This window comes from Cupriavidus sp. MP-37 (assembly GCF_020618415.1).
Taxonomy (GTDB): domain Bacteria; phylum Pseudomonadota; class Gammaproteobacteria; order Burkholderiales; family Burkholderiaceae; genus Cupriavidus.
The window spans coordinates 336,642-350,552 of record NZ_CP085344.1 but is presented as its reverse complement, the minus strand read 5'-3'; the positions used below and the strand labels follow the sequence as shown (position 1 = coordinate 350,552).

14 protein-coding genes are annotated in these 13,911 nt (G+C 65.4%); 1 reads left to right on the top strand and 13 read right to left on the bottom strand.

The annotated features are described in order from the left end of the window. Positions 1-23: 23 nt before the first annotated feature. From LIN44_RS01635 to LIN44_RS01585, 11 genes are all read right to left on the bottom strand, one after another. Positions 24-569, bottom strand: coding sequence for a F0F1 ATP synthase subunit delta (locus LIN44_RS01635; RefSeq protein WP_227313273.1), 546 nt, complete (start codon positions 567-569; stop codon positions 24-26). A 2-nt stretch (positions 570-571) separates the two neighbouring features. After that, positions 572-1,042 (bottom strand): F0F1 ATP synthase subunit B, encoded by a 471-nt coding sequence (locus tag LIN44_RS01630; RefSeq protein WP_018006202.1) that lies wholly within the window; start codon positions 1,040-1,042, stop codon positions 572-574. 99 nt (positions 1,043-1,141) lie between these two features. Beyond that, positions 1,142-1,408 carry a F0F1 ATP synthase subunit C gene (gene atpE, locus LIN44_RS01625; RefSeq protein WP_011299478.1) on the bottom strand — a complete coding sequence of 89 codons (267 nt, stop codon included), beginning with the start codon at positions 1,406-1,408 and terminating at the stop codon, positions 1,142-1,144. A gap of 71 nt (positions 1,409-1,479) precedes the next feature. Then, a complete protein-coding gene (gene atpB, locus LIN44_RS01620) occupies positions 1,480-2,346 on the bottom strand; it encodes a F0F1 ATP synthase subunit A (protein WP_035848827.1) in 867 nt (288 codons plus the stop codon). A 242-nt stretch (positions 2,347-2,588) separates the two neighbouring features. Further along, the gene (locus LIN44_RS01615) at positions 2,589-3,095 is read right to left on the bottom strand and encodes an ATP synthase subunit I (RefSeq protein ID WP_370641599.1); all 507 of its coding nucleotides are present in this window, start codon (positions 3,093-3,095) and stop codon (positions 2,589-2,591) included. A 317-nt stretch (positions 3,096-3,412) separates the two neighbouring features. After that, positions 3,413-4,315, bottom strand: a complete 903-nt coding sequence (locus LIN44_RS01610) for a ParB/RepB/Spo0J family partition protein (RefSeq protein ID WP_227313271.1) — start codon at positions 4,313-4,315, stop codon at positions 3,413-3,415. Between the two features lie 16 nt (positions 4,316-4,331). Continuing rightward, positions 4,332-5,105, bottom strand: coding sequence for a ParA family protein (locus LIN44_RS01605; protein WP_012354286.1), 774 nt, complete (start codon positions 5,103-5,105; stop codon positions 4,332-4,334). A gap of 85 nt (positions 5,106-5,190) precedes the next feature. Then, positions 5,191-5,892, bottom strand: coding sequence for a 16S rRNA (guanine(527)-N(7))-methyltransferase RsmG (rsmG, locus tag LIN44_RS01600; protein WP_227313270.1), 702 nt, complete (start codon positions 5,890-5,892; stop codon positions 5,191-5,193). Between the two features lie 21 nt (positions 5,893-5,913). Continuing rightward, the gene (gene mnmG, locus LIN44_RS01595; RefSeq protein ID WP_227313269.1) at positions 5,914-7,872 is read right to left on the bottom strand and encodes a tRNA uridine-5-carboxymethylaminomethyl(34) synthesis enzyme MnmG; all 1,959 of its coding nucleotides are present in this window, start codon (positions 7,870-7,872) and stop codon (positions 5,914-5,916) included. A 211-nt stretch (positions 7,873-8,083) separates the two neighbouring features. After that, entirely contained in the window at positions 8,084-8,956 is an 873-nt protein-coding gene (locus LIN44_RS01590) for an N-formylglutamate amidohydrolase (protein WP_227313268.1), read from the bottom strand. Positions 8,957-8,958: 2 nt separating this feature from the next. After that, complete coding sequence (locus tag LIN44_RS01585) at positions 8,959-9,954, bottom strand: tripartite tricarboxylate transporter substrate binding protein (protein ID WP_227313267.1); 996 nt, start codon at positions 9,952-9,954, stop codon at positions 8,959-8,961. Positions 9,955-10,110: 156 nt separating this feature from the next. Here LIN44_RS01585 and LIN44_RS01580 point away from each other — a divergent pair, with 156 nt between their 5' ends. Then, positions 10,111-11,046, top strand: a complete 936-nt coding sequence (locus LIN44_RS01580) for a LysR substrate-binding domain-containing protein (protein WP_227313266.1) — start codon at positions 10,111-10,113, stop codon at positions 11,044-11,046. 258 nt (positions 11,047-11,304) lie between these two features. Here LIN44_RS01580 and LIN44_RS01575 read toward each other — a convergent pair whose 3' ends face one another. Both LIN44_RS01575 and LIN44_RS01570 read right to left on the bottom strand, forming a co-directional pair. Then, positions 11,305-12,048: an ABC transporter ATP-binding protein gene (locus tag LIN44_RS01575; protein ID WP_227313265.1), complete on the bottom strand. Its 744-nt coding sequence runs from the start codon at positions 12,046-12,048 to the stop codon at positions 11,305-11,307. A gap of 20 nt (positions 12,049-12,068) precedes the next feature. After that, entirely contained in the window at positions 12,069-13,910 is a 1,842-nt protein-coding gene (locus LIN44_RS01570; protein WP_227313264.1) for an ATP-binding cassette domain-containing protein, read from the bottom strand. Between the last annotated feature and the right edge of the window lies 1 nt (position 13,911).

Below are 13,911 nucleotides of genomic sequence, written 5' to 3'. Positions count from 1 at the left end.
TCTTCAATCCGCCGGACGGCCGCTCAGGCGGCGGTCAGCGCGGTTTGCATGGCTGCCAGGCGCGCACGCACGGAGGTGTCGAGCACTTCGTCGCCAACCTTGACGCTGACGCCGCCGATCAGGGACGGGTCCACCGCCACCTGCGCGTACAGCTTGCGGCCGAACTTGCGTTCGAGTGCGGCGACGAGGTCGTTCAGCTGACCATCCTCCAGCGGGAAAGCGCTGGTGATTTCAACGTCGGACGACCCTTCGCGGGCGTTCTTGAGCGCATGGAACTGTTCGGCGATGTCCGGCATCACCGTCAGGCGGCCGTTTTCCACCAGCAGCTTGACGAAGCGGCGTGCCTCGTCGCTGACCGGGGACTTCAGCACCGACAGGAACAGTTCGGCCAGCTTGTCGCCGGGAACGTTCGGATCGTCGGCGACCGCCTTCATGTCGGGATTGGCGGCAACCTGCCCCATTTCCGACACCAGCTCGGACCATGCACCCAGATTGCCTGCGCTCGATTCGCTGGCGACGCGGAACAGCGCCTCAGCGTAGGGACGGGCAATGGTTGCGGTTTCAGCCATGATTAGAGCTCAGCCTTGAGTTGATTGAGCAGGTCAGCGTGGACCTGCGCGTTCACTTCACGCTTGAGGATCTGCTCGGCACCCTTGACGGCCAGCACGGCGACCTGGTCGCGCAGTGCTTCGCGTGCGCGGGTAGCCTGCTGCTCGGCTTCGGCCTTGGCCTGGGCAATGATGCGTGCGGCTTCTGCCTGGGCGTTCTGCTTGATCTCGTCGGCCGTCAGCTGGGCGCGCTTCTCGGCGTCAGCGACGCGTTGAGCGCCTTCGGTGCGGGCTTCGGCCAGGGCCTGGTCCACGCGCTTGTTGGCGAGTTCAAGCTCGGCCTTGCCCTTCTCGGCAGCGGCGAGGCCATCGGCGATCTTCTTTGCGCGTTCGTCGAGCGCCTTCACCAGCGGCGGCCAAATGAATTTGGCAACAACCCACCACAGGATGAAGAACACGACCATCTGCGCAAAAAACGTTGCGTTCAGATTCATGGTGTGTTCCTTTCGGTAATCAAACTACAGATAAATGCACAAAAGGCGGCCAGGCTGGTGGCCCGCGCCGCCCGTCAGCATCATGCAGACCGAAAAGAATTACTGGATGACAGCCAGCAGCGGGTTGGCGAACGCGAACAGCATTGCAACACCCACGCCGATCAGGAATGCCGCGTCGATCAGGCCGGCCAGCAGGAACATCTTGGTTTGCAGCGGGTTCATCAGCTCGGGCTGACGTGCGCAGGCTTCGATGTACTTGCCACCCATCAGGGCGATGCCCAGGCAGGCGCCGATAGCGCCCAGGCCGATGATGATGCCGATACCGATGGCGGTCAGACCCTGGATGTTGGCGAGAAATGCTTGCATGATGACTCCTTTAATTTAGAGAGACTTAGAACCAAAAAACCAAAAAACCAAAAACCTGAAACTTGCAGTGATCAGTGGTGATCGTGAGCCTGGCCGATATACACCAGCGTCAGCATCATGAAAATGAAGGCCTGCAGCAGGACGATCAGGATGTGGAAGATCGCCCAGACCGCGCCGGCCACGACATGGCCGACAAAGCCCAGCGCCGACAGGTCCGCGCCGAAGGTCCAGATCGAACCCAGCAGCGCGATCAGCAGGAACACCAGTTCGCCGGCGTACATGTTGCCGAACAACCGCATGCCCAGCGACACGGCCTTGGCCAGGAATTCGATGATGTTCAGGACCAGGTTGAACGGGGCCAGGTACCACTTGGCGCCGAACGGGGCCGAGAACAGCTCGTGCATGAAGCCGCCCGCGCCCTTGATCTTGAAGCTGTAGTAGATCATCAGCACCAGCACGGCGCACGACATGCCCAGCGTGCCGTTCAGGTCGGCCGTGGCCACTGCGCGGTGGTGGGGGATATGGATGTGGAAGATCTCGAGGACCTTGTTCAGGCCGGTGACCCAGTCGACCGGGATCAGGTCGATCGCGTTCATCATGGTGATCCAGCAGAACACCATCAGCGCCAGCGGGGCGATCCACGAACGGTCGCCATGGATGATGCCCTTGGCCTGGTCGTCGACCATCTCGACGATCATCTCGACGAAGGCCTGGAAGCGGCCCGGCACGCCCGCGGTGACGCGGCGCGCGGCGGCATACAGGAACAGCACGGCGATGGCGCCGCACAGCACCGACCAGAACACCGTGTCGTAGTTGATCACGGAGAAATCGACCACCGACGCCTGCTTGCCGCCGACCGAGTTCAAGTTCTGCAAGTGTTCGGCGATATAGCCGGAGGGTGTCAGCACGTGTTCCGCGCTTTGGGTAGCTTCTGCCATTGTCGAATCGAACGGTATATTGCGAAATCTTCGGGCCGCGCGCCGCACAGTCTTGCAGCACCCGGTACGCGTCTTGCATTGCCTGCGGCGGATTCGCCGGTCACCGCGATGCAAGCGGGTTTCCAACCTTGGCCGTGTCCGGTGTCAGCGCCATGAAACCCGCCGCAGCCGTCACGGAAACTCTTGATATTCCGTTTTGGTGCCACCACTTGCAAAGCAAGCACCGTTTTCAGGCAGCCGCCCTAGCGCAAGGCCAGGGCCACCACCCAGTATGTCTTCAGCGCCAGCAGGAACGTGACCAGCATCGGCACCCAACGCAGATCCCGGTACAGCACCACCACCAGCACCAGCAGCGCCACCGTGGCAAAGACCTTGATCGCCTCGCCCAGCACCAGCCCGCCCACCGAAGCCCGGTCGCGTGCCAGCCACAGGCGGAAGGCGAAGAACCCGCTCGGCACGAAGCACACCATGCCGCCGAACAGCGCCGACCATCCATATGGCCCCGGCTCTTTCGCAAACAGCGCCCAGCACAGTGCCGACAGCAGGGAAACCGCCACCTGCGCCAGGACAACCTTGCCCGGGGTCATGCGCGAAGGACGCAGCGCGCGCTCGCCAAACAGCGTCACCGCTTCGGCATGCGACAGCGGATCGACAGCTTCTTCCTCACGCTCCGCGCCTTCTTTCCAGTCGTCCCAGTCATCTTCCTGACGGGACCCGGCGCTTCGTTGCTGACGGTCTCGAACCACCACCTGCCTGCCTTATCCGGGCCGGAACTTTTCGGCCCGACCAGAATTCAAACCGCACGATTTTAAGGGGAACTACTGATTCGCGTCAATCTGCTTACATTTACCTTGCAGTGCGTTGCGCACAACGGTTGCCATCACGATTGCATGATGGCTGCGCGAAAATTGCGCGGCAATGATGTTTGACGTAATTGGATTGCGCAGCGAACCCTGCGCATGATGGGGGATTACCGGTCAGGCACAAGGTATACCGGGGATCGACCCGGCCAGTGCTGCGTGCGCGCAACAGTCGCGGCAGCAATGGCCGTTAATCGCGCAGTAAATCAGGCAGCCTGCTGCCCTTCGCGCGATTCGCGCAGGCGCACCAGCACCCCTTCGAGCGCATCGTTGTTGCTGAAGTGGATCGTCAGCTGGCCCTTGCCGCGTGCCGACAGCTTGATCTGCACCGCCAGCCCGAGCGCGTCCGACAACTCCTCTTCCAGCCGCGCCACGTCGCGCACATTGTTGCCGCCCTTCTGCTTGAGCGACTTCAGGTCGAACGGCTTCAGCGTCGACGCCACCAGCTTCTCGGTCTCGCGCACCGACAGCCGCTTGTTGACGATCTGGTTGGCCAGCGTGATCTGGTTGGCGCCGTCCACGGCCAGCAGCGCGCGCGCGTGGCCCATGTCGAGGTCGCCAGCCATCAGCATGGTCTGCACCGGCGCGGCCAGGTTCAGCAGGCGCAGCAGGTTGGACACCGCGCTGCGCGAGCGGCCGACCGACTCGGCCGCCTGCTCGTGCGTGAAACTGAACTCGCGGATCAGCCGCATGATGCCTTGCGCCTCTTCCAGCGGATTCAGGTCTTCACGCTGGATGTTCTCGATCAGCGCCATCGCCGCCGCGGCTTCGTCGGCCACGTCCTTGACCAGCACCGGCACCTTGTCCAGCCCGGCCAGTTTGGAAGCGCGGAAGCGGCGTTCGCCGGCAATGATCTCGTAGTGGTCGGGCTCGGCCACGCGCCGCACCAGGATCGGCTGCATCAGGCCCTGGGCGCGGATGCTCGCCGCCAGTTCCTGCAGCGCGCCCTCGTCCATGCGGGTGCGCGGCTGGTACTTGCCCGGCTGCAGCTGGTTCAGGTTCAGCACCGTGGGCGCCCCCTCCTGCTTGACCGATTCGACGATTTCGGCGGGCCCGCCCAACAGCGCTTCCAGGCCGCGGCCCAGGCCCTTCTTCTTTGCAGTGCTCATGCTCTTGCCCTCTCCTTCAGCCCAGCTGCCGGACCCGCGCGATCATCTCGGCGCCGAAGTCCAGGTACGCCTTGGCACCCTTCGATGATGGATCGAACGCCACGCCCGGCATGCCATAGGACGGTGCCTCGGCCAGCCGCACATTGCGCGGGATCAGTGTCTTGAAGACCTTTTCACCGAAGTGCGATTCCAGTTGCGCCGACACCTGCTGCTGCAGCGTCACGCGCGGATCGAACATCACGCGCAGCAGGCCGATCACCTGCAGGTCGCGGTTCAGGTTGGCGTGTACCTGCTTGATGGTGTTGACCAGGTCCGACAGACCTTCCAGCGCAAAGTACTCGCACTGCATCGGCACGATCACGCCGTGCGCCGCGCACAGCCCGTTCAGCGTCAGCAGCGACAGCGACGGCGGGCAGTCGATCAGCACGAAGTCATAGTCGCCGTCGACCTCCGCGATGGCCTGGCGCAGCCGGCGCTCGCGCTGGTCCAGCTCGACCAGTTCCACTTCCGCGCCGGCCAGTTCGCGGTTGGCCGGCAGCACGTCGTACTTGCCGGTTTCGGAGCGCTGGCGCGCCTGGGGGATGCCGGCCAGGCCCACCAGCACCTGGTACACGCTGGTTTCCAGCGCCTGCTTGTCGATGCCGGAGCCCATCGAGGCGTTGCCCTGCGGGTCCAGGTCGACCAGCAGCACGCGCTGGCCCTGTGCCGCCAGGCCCGCGGCAAGGTTCACAGTGGTGGTGGTCTTGCCGACTCCGCCCTTCTGGTTTGCGATCACGAATACCTTGGCCATAAGCTCCTGCGGCTCCTGCTTCAATTCATCCGGCCAGCACGCGGCTGGCAGTTCGCGGCGCGCTCGCGCGGCGCCGCGGCGTAGGTCATGCGGGGGCGCCCGCGCGGCGCGACAGCACCACCAGGTGGCGCTCCGCCTCCAGCCCGGGCACGGTCAGCCGCGGCACGGCGTCGACCTGCCATTGCGCCATCAGTCCGGCGGCTTCCATGCGGTCCAGCTCGGCCTGCGGATACACGCCCTTCATCGCGATCAGCTTGCCGCCGGCCGCGAGCAACTGGCCCGACAGATTGACGAAATCCGTCAGTTCGGCAAACGCGCGCGAGGTGATCACGGCAAAGCCGTCGGCATCGTCCAGTTGCTCCACCGGCCCCCAATGCGCGGCGGCATTGGACAAGCCCAGCTGGGCGCGGCACTGCGTCAGGAACGCTGTTTTCTTCTGCACGATGTCGACCATCAGCACCGACACCTCCGGACAGGCGATGGCCAGCGGCAGGCCTGGCATGCCGCCACCCGAGCCCACATCGAGCACCCTGCCCCGCGCCGGCGCCTCGACTTCCGCGGCATGGGCGGCTTCGGCCAGCGCCGGCACCGCGGCGAGCGAATCCAGCAGGTGATGCGTAAGCATCTCGTCGGGATGGCGGATGGCGGTCAGGTTGTAGACGCCATTCCATTTGCGCAGCAGCGCCAGGTAGGCGAACAGCGTGTCGAGCCGGGCTGGCGGCAAGGCCAGCCCGATCTCGGCCAGGCCCGCTTCAAGGCGACGACGCTGCGTGGCGTCGTCGGTCATGGTGTGTCGCGGAGCGGGCACTCAGGCAGCCTCTTCACCGTTGCCGGACGATGCGCCGGCGTCGGCACGGCCGCGGCCCAGTCCCTTCTTCTTCAGGTGTACCAGCAGCAGCGACACCGCCGCCGGCGTCACGCCGGAGATGCGCGAAGCCTGGCCCAGTGTCTCCGGGCGATGCTGGTTCAGCTTCTGGCTGACCTCGAAACCGAGCCCGCGTACTTCGGTGTAATCCAGCCCTTCCGGCAGGCGCGTCGATTCGTTGGCTTCCAGCTTGTCGACTTCGGCAGCCTGGCGGGCGATATAGCCGTGGTACTTGATGCCGATCTCGATCTGCTCGCGGATCTGTTCCGCCAGCATCGGCTCCGCGTCCAGCGGTGCGTCAGGAGCATGGCGACCGCCCTGCAGTGCCATCAGCGCTTCGTAGCTGACTTCCGGGCGGCGCAGCAGGTCGGCCAGGCTGTACTCGCGTTCGATCGGCTTGCCCAGCAGTGGGACCGCCTCTTCGGCCGGCAGCATCGCCGGGTTCACCCATGTGCTCTTGAGGCGTTCTGTTTCACGTGAAACAGCATCACGCTTGCGGTTGAACGCGTCCCAGCGCGCATCATCGACCACACCCAGCTCGCGCCCGACCTCGGTCAGCCGCATGTCGGCGTTGTCTTCCCGCAGGCTCAGACGGAATTCCGCGCGGCTGGTGAACATGCGATACGGCTCGGTGACGCCGCGCGTGATCAGGTCGTCGACCAGTACGCCCAGGTAAGCCTGGTCACGGCGCGGTGTCCATGGATCGCGTTCGCGCACGTAGCAACCGGCATTGATACCGGCCAGCAGGCCCTGCGCCGCGGCTTCTTCGTACCCGGTCGTGCCATTGATCTGGCCGGCGAAGAACAGCCCCCGGATCGCCTTGCTCTCCAAGGACGCCTTCAGGCCGCGGGGGTCGAAGTAGTCGTATTCGATCGCATAGCCCGGACGCAGGATATGGGCGTTCTCCAGGCCGCGGATCGAGTGCACCAGTTCCAGCTGCACGTCGAACGGCAGGCTGGTCGAGATCCCGTTGGGATAGAACTCATTGGTGGTCAGGCCTTCCGGTTCCAGGAAGATCTGATGGCTTTCCTTGCTGGCAAAGCGATGGATCTTGTCCTCGATGCTGGGGCAGTAACGCGGCCCTACCCCTTCGATCACGCCGGTGTACATCGGCGAGCGGTCCAGTCCGCCGCGGATGATGTCGTGGGTACGGCTGTTGGTATGGGTGATCCAGCACGGCAGTTGCTGCGGGTGCTGTTCGGGCCGGCCCAGGAAGGAGAAGACCGGCACGGGATCAAGGTCGCCCGGCTGTTCTTCCATCACCGAAAAATCGATGGTGCGACCGTCAATGCGCGGCGGCGTACCCGTCTTCAGGCGGCCCTGCGGCAGCTTCAGGTCCTTCAGGCGTGCCGATAGCGACACCGCGGCAGGGTCGCCCGCGCGCCCGCCAGTGTAGTTATCCAGCCCCACGTGGATCTTGCCGTCCAGGAAGGTGCCGGCGGTCAGCACCACGGCGCGCGCACGGAAGGCGATGCCGACCTGCGTCATGGCGCCAACGACGCGGTCGCCCTCCACCAGCAGGTCGTCGACGGCTTGCTGGAACAGCATCAGGTTCGGCTGGTTCTCCAGCCGGGTGCGGATCGCCTTGCGGTACAAGACCCGATCCGCCTGGGCGCGCGTAGCACGTACGGCCGGCCCCTTGCTGGAATTCAGGATGCGGAACTGGATGCCGGCCTCGTCCGTGGCCGCGGCCATGGCGCCGCCCATGGCATCCACCTCCTTGACCAGGTGCCCCTTGCCGATGCCGCCGATCGACGGATTGCAGCTCATCTGCCCAAGCGTCTCGATGTTATGGGTCAGCAGCAGCGTCTGGCAGCCCATGCGGGCCGCAGCAAGGGCGGCTTCAGTGCCGGCATGGCCACCGCCGACGACGATGACATCGAATTCTTTCGGGTAAAGCATGGGACACCTCCTCCGGGAGGCTGGCGGGAAAATACGGGAATGCGAAATTATAGCGGCATTCGTGTTTCCGCTTTCCGGCCGACACCATGTTTCACGTGAAACATGGCGCCTACGGTACGCCGCTAGTCGCTTGAAAGCGACGTCGTGTTTCACGTGAAACAAAAAAGCCGGGCACTAGGCCCGGCCATATGTTTCACGTGGAACAAGCGCCTCACAGCTGTGAACGGATATAGGCCGCCACTTGCTCCGTCAGCTTGCCCAGGTCGCGCTGCAGCGAAGCAAAGCCGGCATTGCGCTCGCGCGTCACCTCATCCATGTACAGCGGCCGCCGGATCTCGATCTGCAGGCTGTTGCGCCGCTCCGCCGGCCGCCCGATCTGCGCGATCAACTGCACGCCCTTGTACGGGTCGTTGCGCGCGACGGTGTATCCCATGCCGCGCAGCTCCCGCTCGACCAGATCCACGAGCCCCGGCTCGCAGGTCGTGCCATCGCGATCGCCCAGCACAAAGTCCGCCAGCGGATGCGGGCTGGCGATCTTCAGGCGCTCGTAGGCATTGTTCGGCATCGAGTGCAGGTTCAGGTGCCAGAGCGCGCCAAAGCGCGCGTAAGCGCCCTCCACCGCCTCGGCCAGCGCCGCATGGTACGGCCGATAGTAGCGCTCGATGCGGGCCTGCACTTCCGCGACCGACAGCCGACGGTCGTAGATCGGCGTGGCCGCGTCGATCCGGCTCCAGATCAGCCCGTAGCCCAGTTGCGTCTTCGGCCCCGGGGCCAGCGCCGTCGGCCATGCACCGTCGAGCTGGGCCGGGTCGATGTCATCGACCATCCGGTTCGGATCGATATAGGCGCGCGGGAAGGTCGCCGCCAGCAGCGTGCCGCCAGCCGCGGGCACGGCCTGCCACAGCGCGTCCACATGCGTATCCTCGCCGCCGCGCAGGCGCGCGGCGGGCACCGCGGCGCCAAAGTCCGCCGGGTAAGCGGTACCGCTATGCGGCGAATCGCACACCAGCGGCAGGGCCTCCCCTTCCGACAAGCGCACGATCACCGGCGGCAGCGCGGCCGCGTGGTTGGTTGCTTCCGCCATGCTTAGTCCAGCTTGATCTCGGCGGCCTTGGCGACGCGGGCATAGCGCGCCATGGCCTGCTGGATCTGTGCCTTGAACTGTTCCGGCGTGGTCGGCACCAGGGTGCCGCCGGACTCGTCCACCTTGCGCTTGAACTCGGGGTTCTGCATGGCCTTGTGGATCGCCTGGTTCAGCCTGGCGACGATGGCGGGCGGCGTATTGGCCGGCGCGACAATGCCGAACCAGCCGCCCTCGCCCATGTCCTTGAAGCCCAGTTCGGCGTAGGTCGGCACGTTGGGCAGCTGCGCGGAGCGCGCCGCGCCCAGCACTGCCAGCGCGCGCAGCCGGCCGGCCTTCACGTGCGGCAGCGTCGACGACAGGTTGTCGGTGATCGCGTTCACCTGCCCTGCGACGGCGTCGTTCAGCGCCAGCCCGGCGCCCTTGTAAGGCACGTGCAGCAGGTCGATCTTGGCCAGCATCATGAAGTTCTCGATGTTGACGTGGCCCAGCGAGCCGGCACCCGGCGAGGCGAAGCTGTACTTGCCGGGGTTGGCCCTGGCGAGCGCGATGAACTCTTGCATGGTCTTGGCCGGCACGCTCGGGTGCACGGCGAACACGCTGGGGATCGCCACCACGTTGGTGACCGGGGCAAAGTCCTTGATCGGGTCGTACTTGAGCTTGGGGTACACGGCCGGATTGGAGCCATGCGTGCTGACCGTGGCCATGCCGATGGTGTAGCCATCCGGCGCGGCATTGGCGACCTGCTCCATGCCCAGCGAGCCGCCGGCGCCGCCCTTGTTTTCCACCACGATCGACTGACCCAGCTCGCGGCCGGCAAACTCCGCCACCAGGCGCGCCGACAGGTCGGTGGAGCCGCCCGCGGCAAACGGCACGATCAGCCGGATCGGGCGGGTCGGGTAGTTGGCCTGCGCCAGGGCGCTGCCGGCAAAGACCAGCGTGGCGGTGGCGGCGGTGCCGGTCAGCAGCAGCTGGCGGCGGGACATCCGGGCTCGGATCATGGGGTTTCTCCTGTTGGTGTTGTGCATGAACCGGCCGAGTGTCAGCCGTTTACCGGCTGTGCGCAAACGACTATATTGCACCTTTGCATTACCAAAGATCATCCTTGCGCCGAGCCCGCGGGCGATGACCTCCTTCGCGCCCTCCCCCAGTCCTCCATGCGGCTGCATTCCCCTTCGATGTCCGAGTTGCACGCCTTTGCCACCGCGGCGCGGCTGGGCAGCTTTACGCGGGCGGCGGAAGAACTGTGCGTGACGCAGGGTGCGGTCAGCCGCGCCATCGCAAGGCTGGAAGCGCATTTCGGCCAGCCGCTGCTGCAGCGTAATGCCCACCGCCTCGGGCTGACCGATGCCGGCCGCCGATTGCTCGATGCCGTGGCCGAACCGCTCGCCGCGATCGAACACGCCAGCGCCGCCTTGCGCGCCGGCGACCGCCGGCACCATCTGACCCTGTCCGTAGTGCCCACCCTAGCCAGCGTCTGGCTGGTGCCGCGCCTGCCGGACTTCCACCGCCGCCACCCGGAAATCCGGCTCGACTTCGTTCCCTACCAGCGTGACGAAGACTTGTCCGGCCCCTCCCCCGACGCCGCCATCCTGGCCGGCGAAGCCGGCAAATGGCCCGGCCTGCAAGCCGACTATGTGGTCGGCCGGGAAATGGTGCCGGTCTGCCACCCGGACCGCGCCCGCGCGCGGCGCGACGCAGGCCGCTGGCAGTCTCCCGCCGAGCTGCTGGACGAGCCTTTGCTCTACCACACCACCGCGCCGGCGAACTGGCAAAACTGGCTGCAGGCTGCCGGCGTACCCAACGCTGCGCCCAGGTTATCCACAGCGTTCGACCAGGTCTCGATCCTGATCCAGGCGGTGCGCGCCGACATGGGCGTGGCGGTGCTGCAGCGCTGCCTGGTGCGCGAGGAAATTGCGGCAGGACGCGTGGCGGCACCGTTTGACCTGCCGATTACGCTGCAGCGCGGCTATTTCCTGTGCGCGCCGAAGGAGCGCCGTGATCATCCGGCCCTGCATTGTTTCCGCGCATGGCTATTGGAGATTGCCGCCGAGGATACCGCCAGAGAGAATGCCACGCTATTCGGCGGATAAGTTTTATCTCCGTCAAATCGGCCAGAATCATCCACCCGGTGAATTTAGATGACAGCCACATCGGCATGATCAATGGATTGCCCTCATTACAAAGGCAATACATTCATCGGGTAAATACAAATGCGACTGAGCGCCGTGGACCTGTTGGCAGGGTGTTAAAGGCGAAGAAAATCAGGTTATCCCCAAAGTTATTCACACCACCAATAACAAAGGGCCCGCATGCGCGGGCCCTCATTCCTCTGGCGAAATCGGGAGGACTTATGCCGCCTTTCTTGCCAATCCAAGATAGGTTTCAATCACCTTCGGGTTAGCCGCCAGTTCATCGGCCGGGCCTTCCATCGCCATGTCGCCGGTCTCGATCACATAGCCGTAGTCCGCCACCTGCAGCGCCGCGCGGGCGTTCTGCTCGATCAGCAGCGTGGCCACGCCGGTCTGGCGCAGGTTGCTGATGATGTGGAAGATTTCCTTGACGATCAGCGGCGCCAGGCCAAGGCTGGGCTCGTCCAGCATCAGCAACTGCGGTTTGGCCATCAGCGCGCGGCCGACTGCCAGCATCTGGCGTTCGCCGCCGGAGAGCGTGCCGGCGTCCTGGCGGGCGCGCTCGCGCAGGCGCGGGAACAGGTCGTAGACCACGTCCATCTGGTCCAGGTAGTTCTTCTCGCCAGCGCGCTTGCGGCGGAAGGCGCCCAGCTGCAGGTTGTCCTCCACCGTCATCGAGGCGAACAGCTCGCGCTTTTCCGGCACCAGGCACATGCCGCGCGCGACCCGCCCTTCCACGGGGATGCCGGCCATGTCGTGGCCGAGGTAGCTGACCGCGCCGCTCGACGACCCCGTCACCGGCAGCGCGCCCATGATCGCATTGAGCATGGTCGACTTGCCGGCGCCGTTGGGGCCGATCACGGTCACGATCTTGCCGGCCTCCACCTTCAGATTGGCGCCGTGCACCGCTTCCACCTTGCCGTAGCGGACGTGCAGGTCCTTCACTTCGAGAATCAGGCTCATGTCCGGTCCGTGCTCCACTTTTATTCCACGCCACCCAGATAGGCTTCCAGCACCGCGGGGTTCTTCTGCACCTCCTCGGGCACGCCTTCGGCAATGCGCGTGCCGAATTCCATCACCACCAGCCGGTCGGTCAGGTTCATCACGAAGTCCATGTCGTGCTCGACCAGCAGCACGCTCATGCCCTCGCTCTTGAGCTTGCGCAGCAGTTCGGCCAGCGCCTGCTTTTCTTTGTAGCGCAGGCCCGCGGCCGGCTCGTCGAGCAACAGCAGGGCCGGGTCGCAGCACAGTGCTCGCGCGATTTCGAGAATCCGCTGCTGGCCCAGCGCCAGGCTGCCGGCTTCCATGTACATGCAGTCGGCCAGGCCGACGCGCTCCAGCTGGCGCTTCGCCTCGAACAGCAGCTTTTCTTCCTCGGCCTTGTTCATGCGCAGGATTGCTGCCGAGACACCGCCCTGGGCGCGGAAATCACCGCGCAGGTGGGCGCCGATGGCAACGTTCTCCAGCACCGTCATGGTCGGCAGCAGGTGCACGTGCTGGAAGGTACGGCCGATGCCACGCTTGACGATCTCGCGCGACGGCAGGCCCGAGATCACTTCACCGCGGTAACGCACCTCGCCGCGCGTGACCGGCAGCACGCCCGTCACCAGGTTGAAAGTCGTCGACTTGCCGGCGCCATTGGGACCGATCAGGCCGATGATCTCGCCCGCGCGCACCTGGAAGCTGACATCGTTGACCGCCACCAGCCCGCCGAACTCCTTGCGCGCAGCGCGCACATCCAGGATCAGCTCGCCAGCCTCGGGCTTCTGGCGCACGGCCAGGGCCTGGGCCTGCGCCGGCGCCAGCACCGGCGGACCGGAAGGCACCAGCCGCCGCAGGAACGGCCAGATGCCATCGCGCGCGTATTGAAGCAGCAGCACCAGCAGCACGCCGAAGACGATGATTTCGAAGTTGCCGTTGGCGCCGAGCAGCCGGGGCAGCACGCCCTGCAGCACGTCCTTCAGGATGGTCAGGATGCCCGCACCCAATACTGCGCCCCATACGTGCCCGACGCCGCCGACCACGGCCATGAACAGGTACTCGATGCCGTAGTTCAGTCCGAACGGCGTCGGGTTCACCGCGCGCTGCAGGTGCGCGTACAGGAAGCCCGACACGCATGCCAGGATCGCCGCAACCACGAAGATCACCACCTTCATCCACGCGGTGTTCACGCCCATGGCCTCGGCCATCACGCCGCCGCCCTTGAGCGCGCGGATGGCGCGCCCCGGGCGCGAGTTCAGCAGGTTCTGCATCGCCAGCACCGCCAGCAGCACCACCGCCCAGATCAGGTAGAACATCGAACGTCCGGACTGCAGCTCGATGCCGAAGAAAGACAAGACCGGGATCCCGTTCAGCCCGTCATACTTGCCCAGGAACTCCAGGTTGCCGAACAGGAAGAACAGCGACAGGCCCCAGGCGATGGTCGCCAGCGGCAGGTAATGCCCGGACATGCGCATCGTGATCAGCCCGATCACATACGCCGACGCCATCGTGATCACCAGCCCCACCAGCAGCCCGAACCACGGCGACAGCCCGAACTGCGTGGTCAGGTACGCGGTGCTGTACGCACCCAGGCCGACAAACGCCGCCTGCCCGAACGAGGTCATGCCGCCCACGCCGGTGAGCAGCACCAGCCCGATCGCGACGATGCTGTACAGCCCGATGTAGTTGCCCAGCGTGATCCAGAACTCCGGCGTCGGCAGCACCGGCAGCAGCGCCAGCACCACGATCAGGGCCAGCACCAGCAGCCGGTTGCGGTTCAGCCGCGCGCGGCTGCCGGCCTCGGCGCCGGCCACGCGCGCCTGCTTGTCGGTCAGCATGGTCATG